14 protein-coding genes and 1 pseudogene are annotated in these 22,365 nt (G+C 45.5%); 6 read left to right on the top strand and 9 right to left on the bottom strand.

What is annotated here, in order from left to right:
* Positions 1-55: 55 nt before the first annotated feature.
* The 6 genes from FO447_RS11245 to FO447_RS11220 form a co-directional block, all read right to left on the bottom strand.
* Complete coding sequence (locus FO447_RS11245) at positions 56-658, bottom strand: HAD family hydrolase (protein WP_200756401.1); 603 nt, start codon at positions 656-658, stop codon at positions 56-58.
* Positions 659-778: 120 nt separating this feature from the next.
* A complete protein-coding gene (locus FO447_RS11240) occupies positions 779-1,789 on the bottom strand; it encodes a FecR family protein (RefSeq protein WP_118081394.1) in 1,011 nt (336 codons plus the stop codon).
* A gap of 41 nt (positions 1,790-1,830) precedes the next feature.
* Positions 1,831-2,358 carry an RNA polymerase sigma-70 factor gene (locus FO447_RS11235; protein WP_234698992.1) on the bottom strand — a complete coding sequence of 176 codons (528 nt, stop codon included), beginning with the start codon at positions 2,356-2,358 and terminating at the stop codon, positions 1,831-1,833.
* 142 nt (positions 2,359-2,500) lie between these two features.
* The gene (locus tag FO447_RS11230) at positions 2,501-2,974 is read right to left on the bottom strand and encodes an RNase H family protein (RefSeq protein WP_117727337.1); all 474 of its coding nucleotides are present in this window, start codon (positions 2,972-2,974) and stop codon (positions 2,501-2,503) included.
* 153 nt (positions 2,975-3,127) lie between these two features.
* A complete protein-coding gene (gene argS / locus FO447_RS11225) occupies positions 3,128-4,948 on the bottom strand; it encodes an arginine--tRNA ligase (RefSeq protein WP_153091511.1) in 1,821 nt (606 codons plus the stop codon).
* Positions 4,949-5,271: 323 nt separating this feature from the next.
* On the bottom strand, positions 5,272-5,463 hold the full coding sequence (locus FO447_RS11220; RefSeq protein WP_006848022.1) for a hypothetical protein: 192 nt from the start codon (positions 5,461-5,463) through the stop codon (positions 5,272-5,274).
* A gap of 372 nt (positions 5,464-5,835) precedes the next feature.
* Here FO447_RS11220 and FO447_RS11215 point away from each other — a divergent pair, with 372 nt between their 5' ends.
* Together FO447_RS11215 and FO447_RS11210 are read left to right on the top strand one after the other, a co-directional pair.
* Positions 5,836-9,108: a glycoside hydrolase family 2 TIM barrel-domain containing protein gene (locus FO447_RS11215; RefSeq protein ID WP_200756398.1), complete on the top strand. Its 3,273-nt coding sequence runs from the start codon at positions 5,836-5,838 to the stop codon at positions 9,106-9,108.
* Between the two features lie 137 nt (positions 9,109-9,245).
* Positions 9,246-11,186 carry an alpha-L-arabinofuranosidase C-terminal domain-containing protein gene (locus tag FO447_RS11210; protein WP_200756397.1) on the top strand — a complete coding sequence of 647 codons (1,941 nt, stop codon included), beginning with the start codon at positions 9,246-9,248 and terminating at the stop codon, positions 11,184-11,186.
* Between the two features lie 219 nt (positions 11,187-11,405).
* On the opposite strand, the gene FO447_RS11205 is transcribed toward FO447_RS11210, so the two are convergent.
* The 3 genes from FO447_RS11205 to FO447_RS11195 form a co-directional block, all read right to left on the bottom strand.
* Positions 11,406-12,779, bottom strand: coding sequence for an ATP-binding protein (locus FO447_RS11205; RefSeq protein ID WP_118190234.1), 1,374 nt, complete (start codon positions 12,777-12,779; stop codon positions 11,406-11,408).
* A gap of 381 nt (positions 12,780-13,160) precedes the next feature.
* Entirely contained in the window at positions 13,161-14,063 is a 903-nt protein-coding gene (locus tag FO447_RS11200; protein WP_153083943.1) for an IS3 family transposase, read from the bottom strand.
* A gap of 2 nt (positions 14,064-14,065) precedes the next feature.
* Entirely contained in the window at positions 14,066-14,503 is a 438-nt protein-coding gene (locus FO447_RS11195) for a transposase (RefSeq protein WP_089543290.1), read from the bottom strand.
* Positions 14,504-14,663: 160 nt separating this feature from the next.
* Here FO447_RS11195 and FO447_RS11190 point away from each other — a divergent pair, with 160 nt between their 5' ends.
* The 4 genes and pseudogenes from FO447_RS11190 to FO447_RS11180 all read left to right on the top strand — a co-directional run bounded on the left by FO447_RS11190 (position 14,664) and on the right by FO447_RS11180 (position 22,353).
* Entirely contained in the window at positions 14,664-16,853 is a 2,190-nt protein-coding gene (locus tag FO447_RS11190; RefSeq protein WP_200756396.1) for a glutamine synthetase III family protein, read from the top strand.
* 558 nt (positions 16,854-17,411) lie between these two features.
* Positions 17,412-18,554: an ISAs1 family transposase gene (locus FO447_RS11185; protein ID WP_118139234.1), complete on the top strand. Its 1,143-nt coding sequence runs from the start codon at positions 17,412-17,414 to the stop codon at positions 18,552-18,554.
* 148 nt (positions 18,555-18,702) lie between these two features.
* Positions 18,703-18,831: a hypothetical protein gene (locus FO447_RS16215; RefSeq protein ID WP_259326356.1), complete on the top strand. Its 129-nt coding sequence runs from the start codon at positions 18,703-18,705 to the stop codon at positions 18,829-18,831.
* A gap of 215 nt (positions 18,832-19,046) precedes the next feature.
* A pseudogene (locus FO447_RS11180) lies at positions 19,047-22,353 on the top strand (SusC/RagA family TonB-linked outer membrane protein).
* Positions 22,354-22,365: the final 12 nt, after the last annotated feature.

The following is a 22,365-nucleotide window of genomic DNA, read 5'->3' as shown; positions in this document are numbered from 1 at the left end:
AACATGTGCAAATATAAGCAAAAGAATCTATATATGGAAACTTTTGGGAAGGTTATTAACTATTTATAACGATTTTTCTCAATTCCCGCTCGTACTGCGCAGCATCCTCAAAGCAGATGGCCTGCATTCCGAAACGCTGGGCGGCTTCTACATTCTCTATTCTGTCGTCAGCAAAAAGGCATTCTTCCGGTTTCAGATTGTACTTCTGGCAGATTCTTTCGTAAATCGCCCTGTCGGGTTTGATGATTTTCTCTTCTGAAGAAATCACCTGTCCTTCCAGAAGTTGGAAGATGGGATATTGTGCCATCGTTTCGTGAACCTTGGTGCACCAGTTGGAAAGTCCGTAAAGGTGGTAGCCTTCTGCCTTCAACTGGGTCAGCAAGGTGCGCATACCTTCTTTTTCGCCCCTTACAAAATCGTTAAAGCGCTGGGCTACGGTTGCTATTTCTTCCTTATATTGCGGCATGATCTGCTGCATCTTGCAGAAGGTTTCTTCGAAAGAATCTCCGCGATCCATATTCTCATTCCACTTGCCGTCTATCAGGAGATGATAGAATTCTTCAGCCTGTTCGTGGGTCTTGAATATCTGGTCAAGCGTTTCAAAGTATTCGTAATTTACGAGTACTTTTCCAAAATCAAAAATCAAATTCTTTATCATGATATTTCCAGTTTATGTTATTATTTCTGTTTTCATATCCCGTGCAGAGATACTCTTTTATGAAAAAAGGCGCATCATTTTTATATAATGCGCCTTTTGTTTACCTATTATAATATATGCCTACCTGATGATTACTTCATCTTTCTTCACTTCATATTCCAGACCAGGAACCAGGTTCTTCAGGACAAACATGGCTCCCGAGAGGGTTTCGCCACGGTTGAAATGAACTGTAACCTTCGTCTTCTGGTGAATCTTTGAACGGAAGGTGAATTTCACTCCGTATGCATTACCCAGAATCTTACCAGCTTCTGCCAGCGTTACATCGTTCAGGTCAATCTCCTTGTTGCGCCAGCTTGTACCATCTTCTTCGGCCGAAACCTTGCGGAGGTTTACTGCCTTGGTCTTTACATTATATACTAACTGGTCGTTAGGCTTCATGCTGTAAACCTTGTCTTCCTGACCTATGATGCGGAGTTCTATCTTGCCGGTTTTGAGTGTGGCAGATACTTCATCTGTATTTGAATAAGATGAAACCGTAAAAGAGGTGCCCAAGTCGGTAATCTCGAAATGAGGAGTGCTGACGTGGAACGGCTGGGCATCATCATGCCTGATGTCGAAGAATGCCTCTCCCGACAGGAAAACCTTGCGTTCTTCTGCTCCCTTGAAAGAGGAAGGATAGAGGAGTACGGAACTCTGGCTGAGTCTTACTTTCGTTCCGTCTGCCAAGGCGATGACTTTGCTCTCTTCGTTGATGGTATGTTCCTGGAGCATGGTTGCCAGTTTTATATCCTTGAGTTGGTTGTTCATCTGGACGTAGAGCTTGCCGAATACAATCAGCATCAGCAGCGGTACGAAGACGGCAGCCAGTTTGGCAAAGTTGAAGATTCGAAGCGATTTTTTCTTTTCAATTTCTCTTGTTTCTTCTGTTTCGAAGAGGCGGTTGTATGCAGCAGAAATTTCTTCTTCTTCCATGTAGGCTGAATCAGCCTTGTCCCATAATTCTCTAAATGCTTCGTTCGCCTCTTTATCGTCTTGTGTATTGGAAATCCTATCTAATACCCTTTCTTTTATTTCATCCGGCACATTGTGCCCGCTATAATAATCTATGATATCCCTTATCTTTGTTGCCATAATAAAAACTTCATTTACTTTTAAGACATGTTTCAATGGTGTTACACCCAATGCCAAGGTAACAAAATCATCAAATATAAGGCTTTTTTAATTTCTTTAAGAGCTAGGTTAAGATGATTTTCTACCGTTTTCTTCTGAATACCCAGCCGCTGGGCTATCTCTTCGTTCTTGAGATGCTGTTCGCGGCTCATGCGATAAATCTGCTGGCGTTGTTGCGGCATGCTTTCTACCACCATGTCGATGAGCAGCTGGGTATCCTTTGCCACCACATCGTCATGTGGCGAAGATTCGTTGGCGTATCTGTCTGGCAGACTGTCAATATCTATTGGGATGATGTGCTTGGAGGAAATATAGTTGATGACAGTATATTTTGCCAAAATAAAGAGGTAGGAATCGAAGTCCTGGATATCGGCAAACTTCTCGCGTTTGTTCCATACCTTTAAGAAGATGAGCTGGCTGACGTCATCAGCATCATCTTCGTTTTTCAAGAGCATGGCCACAAAACGGTGTACCTTAGGATAGAACCTGCGGAACATCGTTTCGTATGCTTTCTTGTCTCCTTTCGACATTAATAATATTGTTTCTTTTTCTATTTCCATTCTTGCGATTATGTATGTTTAATACGATAATAGCTGCAAAATTAAACAAAATATCTGAAATTGCAAGCTTTTGCGGGCATTATTTCGAGAAAGGCACATAAAAATGTCCTTTTTATCCCTTTCTTCCGAAATCGGCTGGAATCTCGCCCCATTTCTTCGTTTCCCATTTTATAATAGGTATGTTGATGGGGTGGGTGCGGAGCCAGTTCTCGGCTCGGGCGATGACCTGGTAGAGCTGTTCGGTCTGGGGAGTGCGCTCCAGTTTGGTCTTGCATTGTTTCTTGCTTACCCAGAGCTGGGCATTCACGCTGTCGCTATAAATTATCTTGTCGGTAATGCCCTTCTGCTGCATCAGGGCGAGGGCGTGGACGATGGCGAGAAACTCGCCGATGTTGTTGGTGCCGTGGATAGGGCCATAGTGGAAAACCTGGGCACCGGTCTGAAGGTCGATGCATTGGTATTCCATCGGACCGGGATTGCCGGAACAGGCGGCATCCACAGCCCAGGCGTTGGCTCTTACCTCGTTGGGCAGAGGCAAAACGGTATCGTTTCTCCATGAAGGAGGATTTACGGGCATTTTATTCATATTTTTTCTTTTTGGGGTTGGAAAACAAAAAGGATTGGCTAAAACTGAAATGAGCATGCGCCTTGGAGTCGAGCTCCAGGGCCATGCTCATTATGTCAAATAGTCAATATTTTTTTATTTTTAAATTGTAGGTTATTATATCTTATGTATATATTACATTCTTTCTGGAACCTCGATGCCGAGCAGAGACATACCGTTCTTCAAGATCTTTGCCACGTTGGCTGCAAGAACCAGACGGGTAATCTTCTCAGCCTCGCTCTCAGCATTCAGGATGCTGTAGTCGTGGTAGAACTGGTTGAACTCCTTGGTCAACTCGTAGCAGTAGTTAGCGATACCACCAGGGTTGTAGTTGTTGCCGGCATCGGCTACGGCTGTTGCGAAGTCGTTCATCTTCTGGATGAGGTCAATCTCCTTCTCGTTGATAGGAGCATCTGCGCCCAACTCAGCAGGAATCTCGATGCCCTCGGCTGCTGCCTTGCGCATGATGCTGCGGATACGAGCGTAGGTATACTGGATGAAAGGACCTGTATTACCGTTGAAGTCGATACTCTCTTCTGGGTTGAAGAGCATGTTCTTGCGGGCATCTACCTTGAGGATGAAGTACTTCAACGCTCCGAGACCCACGATGCGTGAAATCTCCTGGCGCTCTTCCTCGCTCATGTCCTTGAACTTGCCAAGCTCATCGCTTGTCTGGCGAGCATCCTTAATCATCTCTGCCATCAGGTCATCAGCATCTACTACGGTTCCCTCGCGGCTCTTCATCTTACCGTTAGGCAACTCTACCATTCCGTAAGAGAAGTGAACCAAGTCCTTGCCCCACTTGAAGCCGAGACGGTCGAGCAGGATAGAGAGCACCTGGAAGTGGTAGTTCTGCTCGTTACCTACTACGTAGATCATCTTGTCGATAGGGAAGTCCTTGAAACGGAGGTCGGCAGTACCGATGTCCTGAGTCATATAAACAGAAGTACCGTCAGAACGGAGCAGGAGTTTCTGGTCGAGACCCTCGTTGGTGAGGTCAGCCCAAACAGAGTTATCATCCTTGCGGAAGAAGAGACCCTTCTCCAATCCTTCTTCTACCTTCTTCTTACCCTCGAGGTAAGTATTTGACTCATAATATATCTTGTCGAAACTTACACCCATCATCTTGTAAGTCTCATCAAAGCCAGCGTAAACCCAGTTGTTCATCTTCTGCCAGAGTGCACGAACCTCAGGGTCGTTGTTCTCCCACTTTACGAGCATCTCGTGAGCCTCCTTAATCAGCGGAGCCTCTACCTTAGCTTTCTCTGTGGCAGCTTCCTCGTCCATGCCCTCCTTCATGTACTGAGCCTTGAGCTCTGCGATTTCCTCACGATAGTGCTTGTCGAAGGCTACATAGTAGTCGCCGATGAGGTGGTCGCCCTTCTTGCCGGAAGTTTCAGGAGTTTCGCCATTGCCCCACTTGAGCCAGGCGAGCATAGACTTACAGATGTGGATACCACGGTCGTTAACGATATTTGTCTTGATTACCTTGTTGCCGTTAGCCTCCATAATCTGGGCCAATGACCAGCCGAGGAGGTTGTTGCGCACATGACCGAGGTGGAGAGGCTTGTTGGTGTTAGGAGAAGAGTACTCAATCATGACGAGCGGACTGTTCTCAGTAACTGGCTTCTCACCAAACTTAGGGTCAGCGTTGATGGTGTTCAAGAGTCCTACCCAAGCGGCAGGAGCGATAGAAAGGTTGAGGAAACCCTTAACCACGTTGAAGTCTGCGATAACGTTAGCGCAGTTTTTCTTCAGGTATTCGCCGATTTCCTGTGCTGTATCCTCAGGCTTTTTCTTCGACATTTTGAGGAATGGGAATACGACGAGGGTAAGGTTACCTTCGAAATTACTCTTGGTCTTCTGCAGGGCTACCATCTTCTCTGGTACGTCCTGACCATAAAGCTCCTTCACCGCAGCGATGACCGAGCTGATGATTTCGTTTTCTATCTTCATTATTTAATATATCTTTTTTACCGGTAAAATTATCTTTTTAAACTGATTGAAGAGGGATTTGCAAGTTCCCTTTCCTTTTATGCGGCTGCAAATTTACAAATAATAATTGAATTGTGAAAGAAAAATTGCACATTCTTTTGTTTTTTGTCGCATTCTTTAGTTTTTTATTGCTTTTGCAACAGAAATGAAGTATTGCGGGGCTGTTGAAGACTGTCTTTAAAGGAAAGAACAGAAAGTATAAATGGGAATAGGAGCAAAGACCCCGCAAAAAGGGTCTTTGCTCCTATTCTTATCTGTTGGTAGCTGAATATAACTTCCGTGATTTATCCCTCAAGGATAATTGATGCCACGTCTTCGGGCGAATTCCATAGGAGTCCGTCTTGCAACTCGTCGTCGGTAAATCCGTTGAGTGCTTCCTGTGCTTCCCTTGGAGTAATGGCTGGAGTGCCGTCCTCGTTCTTAGCATCGAGCAAAGCCTGTAAGATGGCTGCTCTGTATTCTTCGATTGTCATCATAATTTTTATGTCGTTTCGTTGTTTATTTTATGATGGCAAAGGTAATGCATTTTTTTGGAAACACCAAACTTTTTTGTCATTTTCTTTTAGCGGATATTGAAAAAGTTTTATATATTTATATGCCTTTCTATGATGGTATGGGTACCTATTTCTTGGGAAAATGGTGCTCCGGTGTTGAAAAAACAATAAAAAATACGGTCGTTCTGCTTGTTTCTAACTTAATTTTCATATATTTGCAGTTGCTTAGCTGAGGCTACCGGCAACATGGAGGCATATAAGATGCTCAAGGATATGCCTATATATAATAAGGTATAGAATAGCCTATATATAATAAGGTGTAATTTCAATCTAATGTATAAATAACTAACAAACATGAAACAGAGACTGTTCGTAACATTGAGCTTGGCAGGATTAGCAATGGCAACCTTTGGTGCAACCAAACCAAAGACTGCCATTAAGGCGTTGAATAAGACGACCATCCAACAGCCAGCTTACACAGAATGGCACGACCTTCAGGTGAATGCCATCAATCGTTTTCCGTTGCACACCAATTTCTTCACCTATCCGGCAGATGACTGGGTTTCTGAGAAAGACGGTAAGATCGTGAGCAAGGATATCCTGCACATGAACAAGACGGAGAGCAAGTATTTCCTTTCGCTCGACGGAACCTGGAAGTTCTACTGGGTGGCTAATGCCGACCAGCGTCCTACCGACTTCTACAAGGAAGATCTTGATGATTCCAACTGGAAGACCATGAATGTTCCAGGCAACTGGGAGATGAACGGATTCGGCGATCCGGAGTATGTAAATAATGGCTTTGCATGGCGTGAACATTTCAATGAGCAGCCACCAGCAGTTCCTACCAAGGATAACCATGTAGGTTCTTACCGCCGTATCATCGACATCCCTGCCAACTGGGATGGTAAGCAGGTTGTAGCTCATTTCGGTAGCGTTACTTCCAACATCTATCTCTATGTAAACGGCAAGTTTGCCGGTTATGCAGAGGATAGCAAGGTAGCTGCCGAGTTTGACATCACTCCTTATCTGAAGAAGGGCAAGAATCTGATTGCCTTCCAAACCTTCCGCTGGTGCGATGGTTCCTGGGATGAGGATCAGGACTTCTGGCGCTTGAGTGGTGTGGCTCGTGAAAGCTATCTCTTTGCCCGCGATGCCAAGCTGCAGCTGGAGGATATCCGTGTTACTCCTGACCTTGTAAACAACTACAAGGATGGTGTGCTCAATATCTCTACCAAGGTAAAGGGTAACGGCAAGCTCGTCTTCACCCTCTTCGATAAGGACGGCAAGCAGGTAGCAACCACCACCGGCATGGCAAAGAACGGTACTGCCAATTTCTCTCTGCAGGTAGCTAATCCTCAGAAGTGGAGTGCTGAGACACCTTATTTATATACCCTGCAGGTTTCCCTGATGGGTGCTCAGAAGAAGGACGCTATGAAGGCGGCTAGCATGACTCCTGTCAAGGTAGGTTTCCGCAAGGTGGAAATCAAGAACAAGCAGTTCCTTGTCAATGGTCAGCCTGTGCTCATCAAGGGTGCCAACCGTCATGAGATTGATCCAGACGGCGGTTACGTATTGAGCATGGAGCGCATGATTCAGGACATCAAGATTATGAAGCGCCTGAATATCAACGCTGTCCGTACTTGCCACTATCCTGATGATCCACGCTGGTACGAACTCTGCGATGAGTATGGTATCTATGTGGTAGCTGAGGCTAACCAGGAGAGTCACGGCTTCCAGTATGGCGATGATGCAGCTGCCAAGAAACCGATGTTTGCCAAGCAGATTATGGAGCGCAACCAGCACAATGTTTCCATGTACTTCAATCATCCTAGTGTCGTAACCTGGAGTATGGGTAATGAGACTGTGATGGGCGATAACTTCCTGCAGGCTTACAAGTGGATCAAGAGCCAGGACCAGAGCCGTCCGGTTCAGTATGAGCAGGCTCGCAGAGGCGAGGGTACCGATATCTTCTGCCCTATGTACTATCCTGTAAGTGCTTGCGAAAAGTATGCGAAGGACCCTAACAGTCCGATGCCGCTCATCCAGTGCGAGTACAACCATACCATGGGTAATTCGGGTGGTAACCTGAAGGATTACTGGGATCTGGTACGCAAGTATCCTATCTTCCAGGGTGGTTTCGACTGGGATTTCGTTGACCAGGGCTTGCACCGCAAGGTATTGAAGCCGATGACCATCAAGAATCCTGAGAAGATGAGCAATGAAGAGCTCCGCAAGATAGAATATTGCTATGGTGGCGATTACAACAATTACGACCCTAGCGACAACAACTTCAACTGCAATGGTATCATCGGTCCTGATCGTCAGCTCAATCCTCATGCCTACGAGGTAGCTTACCAGTATCAGAACATCTGGGCTAAGATGGTGAATGCAGAGAAGGGCGAAGTAAGTGTATACAATGAGAACTTCTTCCGCAATTTGAACAACTATGCCTTGGCATGGAGCCTCATTGAGGATGGCGTGGAGACTCAGAATGGTACCATCGCTGATATCGAAGTGGCTGCCCAGCAAACCAAGAACTTCACCATCCCTTACGATTTTTCTAAGGTAAAGGGCAAGGAGGTGTTCCTCAACATCGATTTCCGCCTGAAGAAGGCTGAGCCTCTGATGGAGGCTGGTCAGATTGTGGCTTATGCCCAGCTGGCTGTGAAGGAAGGCAAGTGCTGCGGTCATTGTGCAGACAACATGGCTAAGGCTCAGAACGGCAAGAAGGTGAAGGCTAAGCTCATCGACAAGAAGGGCGAGCAGAATATCACCGTCACTACTCCTGATCTGACTGTGAAGGTGAACCGTACCACCGGTCTCATCTCTGAATATACCTATCGTGGCAAGTCGCTCCTCGGCGAGGGCGGTACCCTGAAGCCAAACTTCTGGCGTGCTCCTACCGATAATGATTTCGGTGCCGGCCTGCAGAAGAAGTTCCAGGTTTGGAAGGACCCTATCATGAACCTGAAGGGTGTATCCGTAGAGAAGGACAAGAAGGCAAACACCATCAATATCTGTGCAACCTATGAGATGCCAGAAGTGAAAGGCGAGCTGGAAATCGATTATCTCATCATGCCTAACACAGGTGCGATGAAGGTAAGCCAGGAGTTTGATGCTTCTGATGATGCCAAGGTCAGCGATCTGTTCCGTTTCGGTATGCTGATGCAGTTGCCATACGATATGGACAAGAGCCAGTATTACGGACGTGGTCCTATCGAGAATTATTCTGACCGTGAGGACTGCATGCGCATCGGAATCTACAGCGATGATGCCGATAACCAGTACTTCCCATACATCCGTCCACAGGAGAGTGGAACCAAGGGTGATATGCGCTGGTGGAACCAGACCGATGCTTCCGGCTTCGGATTCAAGGTGAAGAGCTGCAAGCCATTCTATGCTTCCGCTATCCACTTCGACACCGAAGAACTGGATGATGGTGATGACAAGGATCAGCGTCACAGTTTCAACCTGAAGAAGTCAAGATTCACCAATCTCTTCCTCGATGCAGAGCATTCTGGTGTGGCTGGTGAGAACTCTTGGGGTGCATGGCCATTGGAGAAATATCGCCTTCATTATGGCGATAAGAACTTCACTTTCGTGCTCATTCCATTAGATAAACAGTAGAAAAGCAGGGATTTATACGAAAATCCAATATATTTAAACAGAAAATCCACCTCATTCGGGGTGGATTTTTTTATCTTTGCACCACCTATCACGGAAAAGTGTAGGTACAGCCTAAAAATAAAACAATAACAAACAATATGAGAAAAGCAAAATTTTTCGCAGCAGCATTGCTGGCGATGTCTTCACTCGGAGCTTTCGCACAGCATCAGTTTACTGTTCAGGCTAACAAGCCTGGAGCAGAAATCCAGCCTACCATGTATGGTATCTTCTTCGAGGATATCAACTTCGGTGCCGATGGTGGACTCTATGCAGAGATGGTAGAGAACCGTTCCTTCGAATTCCCACAGCGCCTGATGGGATGGAATACATTCGGAAATGTAACCCTCAGCGATGTTAAACCTGCCTTCGATCGCAATCCTCATTATGTAACACTTGAGAGCGCAGGCGCACGTGAGAAGCAGACCGGTTTGGAGAACCGCGGTTTCTTCGGCATGGGCTTGAAGAAGGATATGAAGTACGATTTCACCGTATATGGCCGTCTTCATCTCATCGATGGCAAGCAGGGCAAGATTCGCGTAGAACTCGTCAATTCCAAGAATGATGTCATAGCCAAGCAGGTCATCAACATCACCAATAATAAATGGCAGAAGCTTACTGCTACCCTTACTTCTCCTCAGACCGATGCCAAGGGTTTGATGCGTGTTTATCTGGAGAAGGGTTCTGAGAGCGTAGACCTCGACCATCTCTCTCTCTTCCCTGAGGACAACTGGAATGGTCTCCGTGCCGACCTCGTACAGGATCTTGCTGACCTGAAGCCAGGCATCTTCCGTTTCCCTGGCGGATGTATCGTAGAGGGAACCGACCTCGATACCCGTTATGAGTGGAAGAACTCTGTGGGTGCTCCTGAGAACCGTCCTCTGAACGAGAACCGCTGGAGAGATACCTTCCCACATCGCCTTTTCCCTAACTACTATCAGTCATTGGGCTTGGGCTTCTATGAGTATTTCCTCCTTTCTGAGAAGATTGGTGCTGAGCCATTGCCTATTCTCTCTGTAGGTCTGGCTTGCCAGTATCAGAACGATGATAAGGATCCTAATGCACATGTAGCAGTCAAGGATCTCCAGAGCTATATCGACGATGCACTCGACCTCATCGAGTTTGCCAATGGTCCTGTCACCTCTAAGTGGGGTAAGCTCCGTGCCGATATGGGTCATCCTGCTCCATTCAATCTGAAGCAGATTGGTATCGGTAATGAGCAGTGGGGACCTATGTACCCTGAGCGTCTGCAGAAGTTCATGGAGCAGATTCATGCCAAGTATCCAAAGATCAAGATCTGCGGTTCATCAGGTCCATCTGCTGATGGAAAGGACTTCGACTACGGTTGGGAGCAGATGCGCAAGTTGGGCGTAGACATGGTGGATGAGCACTACTACAAGAGTCCAGAATGGTTCCGTAGCAATGCCAGCCGTTACGACAAGTACGACCGCAAGGGTCCTAAGGTCTTTGCCGGTGAGTATGCTGCTCATGCCGAGAATGATCCAAACTCTTGGGAGGCAGCCCTTTCTGAGGCAGCTTTCATGACCGGTTTGGAGCGTAATGCTGATGTGGTTTATCAGGCTACCTATGCACCTCTCTTCGCTCATGTAGAGGGATGGCAGTGGCGTCCGGACCTCATCTGGTTCGATAACCTCAGCTCTGTCCGTTCTGCCAACTACTATGTTCAGCAGCTCTACGGCGAGAACAAGGGTACCAATGTGTTGAAGCTTACCGAGAACGGCAAAGCTGTAGCAGGTGAGAACGGCCTCTATGCCACCGCTTGTTTCGATAAGACAACCAAGAGCTACATCGTTAAGATTGCCAACACCTCTAAGGAGGAGAAGGAAATCAACGTTACCTTCAATGGTATCAAGAAGTTGAACCCAGGTAAGGTAACCGTTCTCCATGCCGACGATATTCAGGCAGAAAACAAGATAGACAATAAAAATGTGGTTGTTCCTGTAGTATCAGATGCACAGGTTCAGGGCAATGTGTTGAACGTGAAGATGAAGCCAAACAGCTTTGTTGTATACCGTTTCTAATTGCCTACCTCCAATCTTCAATAAACCCTTAAGGTACAAATAGATAAGTGGATAATGTGAATCCCTTGCGACTCTAGTGGTTGCAAGGGATTTTTTCTCTTCTAATGCCCTTGAAATTACATGGCGACGCAGGAGTTTTTGTGTCAGGACGTAGGAAAGATTACGTCGTCATGTAGGAAAAAGGCACTTTTATTCCTAATCCTGCTTGTTGGCAGACTATCAACGGCTTCTCAATAGGGATAATGCATAGAGAGGCAGTATGGTGACATGCCTTATGGCATTATCGTCCTGCTTGTCAATGTAATCAAATGATCCAAAATTCTCTAAGGAACAACGGAATGCTTCGGTGAGCTTTTTCTCTCTCATGAATAGCCAGAGACTCTTCATGCCGCCCTGAGTGCCCGATTTGATTTCGATAGGGGTAATCTTCATGTTGTGGATTTCCAGATAGTCTATCTCGGCAACACTCTTCCCCTTCTGCTCCCAATAAAACATCTTCTGGCGCTGGATGCATGGTTTGTAACGCATCATCTCGAGTCCGGCAACCATTTCTGTTACGCCTCCCTTATTGACAAGTTCCTGAGGAGTGCCGGCTAAAATAAGTTCTATGAGCTGCTGAGACAGGTCGCCTTCCAGTTGAAGCACGGCTAACAGTAATCCTGGGTCCAGAAAGAGGACCTTCATGTTTTTCTCGTCAGCTTCCGCATCCAGCGGAATACCATTGCCCGAGGTAGCGACCACAGGAGTAACGATTCCTGCAAGTGTCAACAGGCGGAGGGCTTCTCTGATTTGTGAACTCTGATAATCTGCTGATATTTGCTTGTATGTCAACTTCTCTCCTGCCTGATGACAGATGCCACGCATCGTTGTGCGCAGTAAATCTGGGTTGACTCTCTTTTTATACTTGCTGAAATCATCTTCGTATGTCAGAATAATGTCTTCCTGGATGTTTCTGCATCGGTTGAAATCGTGTGTCTTGGTCCATGCCAGAACAGATTCCGGCATGCCTCCAACCAGCAGGTAGGTGCGGAAGTATTCCACGAGTTTATCATGGAAGGCTTGATCTAAAGACTGGTTTCCGTATGCTTCATTACGGAGAAGAATGAGTCCTTCTTCGTGATTGGCATACAGGAATTCATCGAAAGTCATCGGGTACATGAAGAGCGAGTGAATCCTTCCTACTCCAAAAGTAGGGAGTTCCTGAAGCGTAAATTCCAGAAGTGATCCTGCGGCTATGACATGCAGTTCAGGATAATCTTCCTTGAAGAAGCGTAGTGCCATGATGGCTTCAGGGCATTCCTGGATTTCGTCGAGAAAGAGGAGCGTCTTACCTGCTTCTATAGGGACATTGATATAGCTACTGATTTTTTTAGCAATCAATCGTACGTCAATATCCCCCTGAAAGAAGGTTTTGATTGCCTTGTTACGTTCGAAGTTTACCTCGGCGAAATACTCGAATTGCTTTCCCAAGTTTTTAACTGCTGATGACTTCCCAACCTGACGGGCACCACGAAGCAGCAAGGGTTTCCGCATGGAATCTTCCTTCCAGGCGATGAGTTCTGAGTCTATGTTTCTATGTATATATTCTTCCATAATCGTAACTGTTTGAATAACAGGTGCAAATATAGCGAAAATACTCAAATCCGAGAAATAAATCGCGTTAAAATACTCAAATCCGAGAAATAATCGGCGATAAAATACTCAAATCCGAGAAATAATATGCGTGAATTGTCTTATCTTTTGCAGGCTAAGTGTCTTATACGTGAAAAAGTTGTCACCTTTAGGATGGTTAAACTAAATTTGTTACTATCTATTTTTTGTATCACTAAATGAGTTACGCATTTTTAATTTTATCACTATATGGGTTGTCAGCGAATACCCATTATACCTAACTAGGTTACTCTTTTTAAGGAGCTATCCCTAGAAAGGTTACGGTGATGATATTCTTTCAAATGCAAAGATACACATTTTCAACTAATTAGAAGAATTTTCCCAAGGATTTTTCCACATTTTCTGCTGTGGCCCCACTTGAGTATGTGCAACTGATGGTGTTTGATTACCGATACTCATATGCGGTCTTTCGTCGTTATAAAACGCAATAATCCTGGTCAGTTCCTTCTTACATACTTTACGAGTAGGAATTGTCATTCTATAAAGCCATTCTGTTTTTAAAATGCCGTTTGCACGTTCTGCTATAGCATTCTCCAAAGGATCTCCTGTTTGAGTCATACTTATTTGTGAGCCATGACTTTTTAGGATAGATACATAATTCTGACTGCAATACTGGCTTCCTCTGTCAGAGTGATGAATGAGTCCTTTTGCAGTTTCTTCATCAATGCTTTTATATGCCATTTTAAGCGCTTCTAATGGATATACAGTTTCTAATGTTGGACCAACAGCCCATCCAACGATTTTATGGGAATACAGATCTGTTATAAGCGAGAGATAGCACACACCTTCATTGGTTTCAACATAGGTGATGTCACTTGCCCAAATCTGGTTCGGATGGGTAGGAACTACTCCCTTAATCAGGTTTGGATATTTGCGATAATTATGGTCGGAATCTGTTGTCTTATAGCGCCTACGGCGCTTTATACGTACCATGAGTCCATGCTTACGCAGCATCTCAATAAATGCGTCACGACCAGGGAAGCAGCCAGTATCCTCAAACATCTGTTTCAATATGGCATGCAACTTTGCAGCTCCTAAGCCAGGATTCGACTTACGATACTCACGTGCCTTTTCAATGATGATAGACTCAATGGCCTCTTCAGCAAAGCCGTCAGAGACATTGCGCTTATTATATGCTTGCCGGGTGAAACCAAACAGCCCGCATAGAGTGCCTAAACCTTGGCTCTGGCACTCTGTGCGGAGCAAGCTTACTGTTTGGTACCAGATTTTTTTCTCACAGGAATATTGAAGGTTTCTTCTGCGAGGTCAATCATGGTGGAGAATGCCTTAGAGCGAAGCTTCTCTAACTCCAAAGCCTTGCGGAGACGCTTAATCTCTGCATCTTTCTCTTTCAACTGTTCATTTGTTGTCTTTGCCATATCGTCACGGTTTTGGTCTTCTGGCGGCAAAGATAACAAATCTTTTTCATTTAAGAACTTATCCATCCAAGAAAATAGCACTGTACGACTGCTTATATAGTATTTCTTGATGATTTCTTCTGCTGGGAGCCCACTCTCCATATACTCTCGAACTATCATGATACGATCATCATCTGTAAAAGAGTAGCTATTCAACTCTACCTCACGGGTCTCAAACCAACCTGTGTCCTCATTATACACACGTTCAATTCTTGTCTTACGTTTCATTGTCACTTCTGTTTGTTCCTAAGTGACAACCTTTTTCAGGGAAGTACAAAGAATAAGAAAAGTTTGAATTATACATAAAAAAACGGGCAAAATGGTAGCAGTTAGCCAATTATTTCGTAACTTTGCACCCGCAAACTTATAATTAATAATAAAAGAAAGAATGGCTAATTTGAGATTTGAGGTTGTAGCCGAGGCCTTTAAGAAAAGACCTGTAGAGGTAGAGGCTCCCAAGGTGCGCCCTTCGGAGTACTTCGCCAAGTATGTATTCAACCGCCAGAAGATGTACAAGTATCTGCCATCTGATGTGTATGAGAAACTCATCGATGTGATAGATAACGGTACTCGTCTGGACCGTTCCATCGCTGATGCCGTGGCTGCCGGCATGAAGCTCTGGGCTGAGGAAAACGGGGTAACACATTATACTCACTGGTTCCAGCCATTGACAGAAGGTACTGCCGAGAAGCATGATGCCTTCGTGGAGCATGACGGAAAGGGTGGTATGATTGAGGAATTCTCTGGCAAATTGCTTGTCCAGCAGGAACCTGATGCCAGCTCATTCCCTAACGGCGGTATCCGCAACACCTTCGAGGCTCGTGGCTATTCTGCATGGGATCCTACATCGCCTGTGTTTATCATCGACGATACCCTCTGTATCCCAACCATCTTTATATCTTATACCGGTGAGGCTTTGGACTACAAGGCTCCATTGCTCCGCTCGCTCCATACCCTGAGTGAGGCGGCTACTGAGGTGTGCCACTATTTTTACCCTCAGGTGAAGAAGGTGCAGACCAATCTCGGATGGGAGCAGGAGTACTTCCTGGTAGATGAGAGTCTCTATTCGGCTCGCCCTGACCTGATGCTCACAGGCCGCACCCTGATGGGACACGACTCTGCGAAGAACCAGCAGATGGACGACCACTATTTCGGAACAATCCCTGAGCGTGTGCAGGCTTTCATGAAGGATCTGGAAGTACAGGCGCTCGAACTCGGCATCCCTTGCAAGACCCGTCATAACGAGGTGGCACCAAACCAGTTTGAGCTGGCACCTATCTATGAGGAGTGCAATCTTGCCGTAGACCATAATATGCTCCTGATGAGTCTGATGAAGCGTGTGGCTCACAAGCACGGTTTCCGTGTGCTCCTTCACGAGAAGCCATTCGCTGGTGTGAATGGTTCGGGCAAGCACAACAACTGGAGTCTCTGCACCGATACCGGCGTACTGCTCCATGCAGCAGGCAAGACACCGGAGGACAATCTCCGCTTCGTAGTCTTCATCGTAGAGACCCTGATGGGCGTTTACAAGCACAATGGACTGCTGAAGGCTTCTATCATGAGTGCTACCAATGCGCACCGTTTGGGAGCCAACGAGGCACCACCAGCCATCATCTCTTCATTCCTCGGAAAGCAGCTCACCGACCTGCTCGACCATATCGAGAAGGCAGACAAGGAAGAACTCTTCGCCCTGGCTGGCAAGAAGGGTATGGAGCTGGATATCCCTGAGATTCCGGAGCTGATGATCGATAACACCGACCGCAACCGTACATCTCCATTCGCCTTCACCGGAAACCGTTTCGAGTTCCGTGCCGTAGGTTCAGAGGCCAACTGTGCGTCATCTCTCATCGTACTGAATGCTGCCGTAGCTGAGGCTCTCGAAAATTTCAAGGTTCGCGTGGATGCCTTGATAGCAAAGGGCGAGGACCAGACATCGGCTATTATAGATATTGTACGCGAGGATATCAAGACCTGCAAGCCTATCCGCTTCGACGGCAACGGCTATTCAGATGAGTGGAAGGAAGAGGCTCAGAAGCGAGGCTTGGACTGCGAGGCATCCTGCCCGGTAGTCTTCGACCGTTACCTGGACAAGGAAAGCATCGAGATGTTTGCCAAGACCAACGTGATGAGCGAGAGCGAGTTGAAGGCGCGTAACGAGGTGAAGTGGGAGACCTATACCAAGAAGATTCAGATTGAGGCTCGTGTGATGGGCGACCTGACCATGAACCACATCATCCCTGTGGCAACCCACTATCAGAGCCGTCTGGCAAAGAACGTAGAGGGCATGATTCACATCTTCGGTGGCGAGGAAGGCAAGAAGCTGACAGCCCGCAACGTGAAGATTATCCGTGAGATAGCCGAGCGCACCGAGGCAATAGAGCGTGGTGTAGAGGCATTGGTAGATGCCCGCAAGGTAGCCAACAAGATAGAGAGCGAGCGCGAGAAGGCAGTAGCATATCACGACACGGTAGCTCCAAAGATGGAGGAAATCCGTTATCAGATAGACAAGCTCGAGCTTCTCGTAGCCGATGAACTTTGGACATTGCCAAAGTATCGTGAGCTGCTGTTTATCAGATAATATTTCCTGGATAAGGAATTGATATAATAAAAAAGAGTGCATTGTTTGTTACAGTGCACTCTTTTTTTGTTCCGGGAATATGGTAAAGTAGGTTAAAAGTAATATAAAGAACGTGAGGAAGTTTGTTTCGTTGCTTGTTTTTTTAGTATTTTTGCCCCATAATTATGGACTCAAGTGTGGAAAATGTGGAGAATTACACAAAAGAGGTATAAAATAATACCTCAGTTCGTTATCCCGAACTGAGGTAATGTTGTGACTTATATGATGCAAGGAAGCAATTATAACGATGCAAGGAAGCAATTATATCGATTGCGTGACATTTGTCATGCGATTATACGACACTTATCATACGGTCGTATGACAAATGCCGTATAATCACATGACATATACCAATGTTTAAATAAACCTAATATTTCAGGGCAGACGCATTAAATATTTTATTCGTTAACATCTGCGTTGTGCAGTTGTAACTTACTGAATATTAACATTATATATTTGTATATATGAAATATTTTTTGTACCTTTGTAAAGAAATAATTAACAAATAAAAGGTACAAAATGAGCATTATTAAGTTATCTAAACAAATAGCCGACCCACGAGTTGCGGGTCGAACTGTCCATAAAATGGAACATATCATTTACATTACAATCGCTGCGGTAATTGCAGGAGCTCAATCTTGGAACGAAATTGCAGAGTTTGGAAAAAGTAAGTTAGACTTCTTCAAAAAGCGTTTGCAGGGGTTGGAGACTATTCCAAGCCATGACACCTTCAATCGTTTCTTTTCTATCTTTGATCCAAAAGGATTTGAAGAGATCTTCAGAAACTGGGTTAGAGAAATTGTAGGGGAAGTCAAAGGTGTTGTTGCCATTGATGGCAAGCTTATGCGTGGATCAAGCAAGTGTGATGCCGAGCACACTATTGGTCAAGCTGACTTCCGCACATGGATCGTATCTGCTTGGTCAGCAGACAACAGCATATCACTTGGGCAAGAGAAAGTCGGTGAAAAAACAAATGAAATCACGGTCGTTCCCAAGTTGCTTAGTGCTATAGACGTGTCAAATGCCATTGTGACAATAGATGCTATGGGATGCCAAACTTCTATAACAGAGAAAATCATAGAAGGCAAGGGGGACTATATTATCGCCTTGAAGGAAAATCAGAAGAAAAGTTACGAATTTGCTAAGGACATGATTTACGAGCATGAGTATAGAGGCAATTGTAATGTAGTGACAAAACATTATTCCTTTAATGAGGGACATGGTCGTCAGGAAGAAAGAACCTGCATTGTTGTAAGCTATGGGGACATAATGCAGAGAATGTTTAAGAACAGGTTTGTTGGGTTAAGGTCTGTTGTCGGGATTACCTCAAGAAGATCTGTTGCGACATCTGGTGAAACATCTGAGGAAACAAGATACTATATAACTTCCTTAAGTAATGAAGACCCCGAAAAGATAGCAAGCGCCATTAGGCAACATTGGTCCATAGAAAACAACTTGCATTGGCAATTGGACATTACTTTCAGAGAAGACGAAAGTAAGAAAGTCAAAAATGCAGCGAGGAACTTCTCTACCATAAGCAAAATGGTCCTCTCCATCTTGAAAAATGACAAGACGACCAAGGGAAGTCTCAACCTGAAAAGATTGAAGGCAGGCTGGGATGAAGAGTACCTGTCAAAACTTTTGGAGGGCAGCGCAATTTAATGCGTTTGCCCTGCCTAATATTTTACACCAAAAGATACAAGTTATCACATTATTATATATGATTTGCATCATCATTATATATATTTGCATCATCTTTCATAGAAGACAAAGAATATAGAAAACAACGAACCATCAAACAACAAGAAATATGGAACTGAAATACGACATTTGCATCCACTTCGGCTTGACTCCATACATGGCTCAGAAGTGGCTCAACCATTTCTGCGAAAAGGGTATCATGGTGAAGGAAGGCACTCAGCATACTTTTTGCTTTTAACGAATGTATAATGACAAGATGATACTTTGTTGCCCTATTGCGGCTTTATGCTATCTATTTTTTATTAATTTCTCGATTTATCTTACTAAAAATAGGAAAAATGGAATATTTTTGCAGATTTTATGCAAAAAAAAGATAATATTTCATATTTTTATTGTAATTTTGCAGCCGATATCACATTATTACATAATAATTTTAAATTAAGACGAGAAATTATGGAAAAAAGACTCTCGCTCTTCTTTGTTTGTCTCTTGATGAGCATCGGAGCAGCGTTTGCCCAGATTGATGTATCTGGAACCGTAATATCTGCGGATGACAACGAACCGATTATTGGTGCCTCTGTTTTAATTTCTGGGGGGGGCAGCCACTAAGGGTACAGTCACAGATATTGACGGTAACTTTAAATTGAACGTTCCTAATGGAACTAAACTCGTGTTTAGTTACGTGGGAATGAAAAGTCAGACAGTGCTTGCCTCTGCCCACATGAAGGTGGTGCTTCATCCAGAAGCGCAGTTGCAGGAGGTAGTTGTTACTGGTTTACAGAAAACAGACCGACGCTTATTTACCGGTGCTACCGACCGTGTTAATGCCGAGGAAGCAAAATTGAATGGTGTTGCTGACATCAGCCGTTCTTTGGAAGGCCGTGCTGCCGGTGTGTCTGTGCAGAACGTGAGTGGTACCTTTGGTTCTGCTCCGAAGATCCGTGTGCGTGGTGCAACATCTATCTATGGTTCATCCAAGCCTCTCTGGGTGGTGGATGGCGTTATCATGGAGGACGTATCCGATGTGAGCGCAGATGATTTGGCTTCCGGTGATCCGGAGACCCTGATTTCTTCTGCCATCGCAGGATTGAACTCTGATGATATCGAAAGTTTCCAGATCCTGAAGGATGGTTCCGCTACATCTATATATGGTGCGCGCGCGATGGCAGGTGTCATCGTCGTTACTACCAAGAAGGGTAAGCAGGGACAGGCTCATCTGAACTATACCGGTGAGTTTACTACCCGCCTGATTCCATCTTATGACAATTTTGATATTCTCAACTCTCAGGACCAGATGGCCATCTACAAGGAGTTGAGGGATAAGGGATGGCTCAATCTTTCTGATATTCTCAATGGTAGCGACTATGGTGTATATGGAAAGATGTATGAGCTCATCAATACCTACAACAGTACTTCTGGTATGTTCGGACTTGCCAACAATCAGGAGTCTCAGAATGCTTATCTCCAGCAGGCTGAGTATCGCAATACCAACTGGTTCAAGCAGCTTTTCTCTTCTGCCATCATGCAGAACCACTCTGTAAGCTTGAGCGGTGGTACCGAGAAGAGTAACTATTATGCTTCACTTTCTGCTATGGTTGACCCAGGATGGTACAAGGATAGCAAGGTGAACCGTTATACCGTGAGCATGAATATGACCCATCATATTCTTGATAATCTTTCAGTTAACTTGATTGGTGGTGGCTCTTACCGTAAGCAGAGAGCACCTGGAACTTTGGGACAGGATGTGGATGTGGTATCTGGTCAGGTGAAGCGTGACTTCGATATCAACCCATATTCTTACGCCCTGAACACATCACGTGCGCTCGATCCTTATACTTATTATCATGCCAACTATGCTGCATTCAATATCCTGCATGAGCTGGAGAGCAACTACATCGACCTGAACGTGGCTGATGCCAAGTTCCAGCTGGAGTTGAAGTGGAAGCCTTTCAAGGATCTGGAACTCTCTACACTGGGTGCCATCAAGTATAGCACTTCTTCACAGGAGCACAACATTCTGGAAGATTCCAACCAAGCTTTGGCTTATCGCGCCATGGACAACGCACTGATCCGTGATGCCAACAAACTGCTCTTCCTTGATAAGACCGACCTCTATGCCTTGCCAGTATCAGTATTGAAACAGGGTGGTATCTATCAGCGTACAGAAAACCGTATGGTGGACTATGACTTCCGTGCCACAGCCAACTACAACCATACTTTTGCACAGAAGCACATCGTCAACCTCTTTGGTGGTCTTGAAACTACCGGCATCAGCCGTAACCGCAGTTGGTTTAACGGTTGGGGTATGAACTACCGTGGTGAGACAGCTTACTTCGAGTATCTCTATTTCAAGAAGTTGGACCAGGAGAACTCAAACTATTACAGCTTGCGCAACACCGATTCACGTAGTGCCGCATTCTATGCCAATGCAACCTATTCTTTCAACGGCAAGTATGTAGTGAACGGAACATTCCGCTATGAAGGTTCTAACCAGATGGGCCGTACCACCAAGGCACGCTGGATGCCTACCTGGAACGTGTCTGGTGCCTGGAACGTACACGAGGAGAGCTTCTTCCCTAAGCTCAAGCCATTGTCAAGCCTCACCTTCCGTGTGTCTTACAGTTTGACTGGTACTCCTCCTGATGCATCTTACTGCAGTGCGCTCACCAAGCTCTCGATGAATACCCTTTATCGTCCTACTACTTCCGACAAGGAGTTGGGATTCGTAGTGGCAGCACTCGGAAATGATGAGCTTACCTACGAGAAGAAGCACGAGTTCAACTTCGGTGTGGATGCAGGTTTCTTCAATAACCGTCTGAACGTGACCTTCGATGTATATCAGCGTCGCAACTTCGATGAGATTGCTCCTGCCGTTCACCAGCTTTATGGCAAAGCCTATGCCAATGTGGGTTCCATGAAGTCATGGGGTGAGGAGTTGAGCATCTCTTCTACCAACGTGAAGACCAACGATTTCAGCTGGCAGACCAGTCTGATCTACTCTCACAACCGCACGGAGATTACCGACCTCTACAATCAGGGTCGCGTCATCGACCTGGTACAGGGTACCGGTTTTGCGAAGCAGGGTTATCCAGCCCGTGCCTTGTTCTCCATCCCATTCGTGGGCATCAACGAGAAGGGCTATCCTGTATGCATCAACGAGAAGGGTCAGACTACTGTGGGTGACCTGGACTTCCAGGAGCGTGATAATACAGATTATCTGATTTATGAGGGTTCTACAGACCCTATCTACAATGGCTCCCTGGGTAACACCTTTAACTATAAGGGCTTCCATCTGAACCTGTTCCTTACATACGCCTTCGGCAACGTGGTGCGCCTTGACCCGGTTTTCAAAGTCAAGTATAACGACTTGACATCAATGACCCACGACTTCAAGAACCGCTGGATGCAGCCTGGTGATGAGAATGCTACCAATGTGCCTGGTGTAGTGAGCCGTTATGAGTATGAGCTGAACCGTACATTGCTGAACACTGCCTACAATGCTTACAACTATACTTCTGTTCGCACAGCCAAGGGTGACTTCATCCGCCTGAAGGAGATTTCACTGGCATACGACTTCCCACACCGCTGGTTGGAGAACTCACCAGTGAACAACATCTCATTGAAGCTTCAGGCTACCAACCTCATGCTGCTCTATGCAGACAAGAAGCTGAACGGTCAGGATCCTGAGTTCATGAATGCGGGTGGTGTGGCTTCGCCAATGCCAAAGCAGTTTACTCTTACATTGAAACTTGGACTTTAATTATTGTAGAAA

The sequence above is a fragment of the Segatella copri genome (assembly GCF_015074785.1).
Taxonomy (GTDB): domain Bacteria; phylum Bacteroidota; class Bacteroidia; order Bacteroidales; family Bacteroidaceae; genus Prevotella.
Note: the sequence above shows the minus strand (reverse complement) of the source record. Positions and strands in the feature narration are given on the sequence as shown.

Excerpts from the sequence above, each read along its gene's own strand:
- argS (WP_153091511.1), bottom strand. The coding sequence starts at position 4,948 with ATGAAGATAGAAAACGAAATCATCAGCTCGGTCATCGCTGCGGTGAAG.
- FO447_RS11240 (WP_118081394.1), bottom strand. The coding sequence starts at position 1,789 with ATGGCAACAAAGATAAGGGATATCATAGATTATTATAGCGGGCACAAT.
- FO447_RS11220 (WP_006848022.1), bottom strand. The coding sequence starts at position 5,463 with ATGATGACAATCGAAGAATACAGAGCAGCCATCTTACAGGCTTTGCTC.
- FO447_RS11205 (WP_118190234.1), bottom strand. The coding sequence starts at position 12,779 with ATGGAAGAATATATACATAGAAACATAGACTCAGAACTCATCGCCTGG.
- FO447_RS11195 (WP_089543290.1), bottom strand. The coding sequence starts at position 14,503 with ATGAAACGTAAGACAAGAATTGAACGTGTGTATAATGAGGACACAGGT.
- FO447_RS11235 (WP_234698992.1), bottom strand. The coding sequence starts at position 2,358 with ATGTCGAAAGGAGACAAGAAAGCATACGAAACGATGTTCCGCAGGTTC.
- FO447_RS11230 (WP_117727337.1), bottom strand. The coding sequence starts at position 2,974 with ATGAATAAAATGCCCGTAAATCCTCCTTCATGGAGAAACGATACCGTT.
- FO447_RS11245 (WP_200756401.1), bottom strand. The coding sequence starts at position 658 with ATGATAAAGAATTTGATTTTTGATTTTGGAAAAGTACTCGTAAATTAC.
- FO447_RS11190 (WP_200756396.1), top strand. The coding sequence starts at position 14,664 with ATGGCTAATTTGAGATTTGAGGTTGTAGCCGAGGCCTTTAAGAAAAGA.
- FO447_RS11210 (WP_200756397.1), top strand. The coding sequence starts at position 9,246 with ATGAGAAAAGCAAAATTTTTCGCAGCAGCATTGCTGGCGATGTCTTCA.
- FO447_RS11185 (WP_118139234.1), top strand. The coding sequence starts at position 17,412 with ATGAGCATTATTAAGTTATCTAAACAAATAGCCGACCCACGAGTTGCG.
- FO447_RS16215 (WP_259326356.1), top strand. The coding sequence starts at position 18,703 with ATGGAACTGAAATACGACATTTGCATCCACTTCGGCTTGACTCCATAC.
- FO447_RS11215 (WP_200756398.1), top strand. The coding sequence starts at position 5,836 with ATGAAACAGAGACTGTTCGTAACATTGAGCTTGGCAGGATTAGCAATG.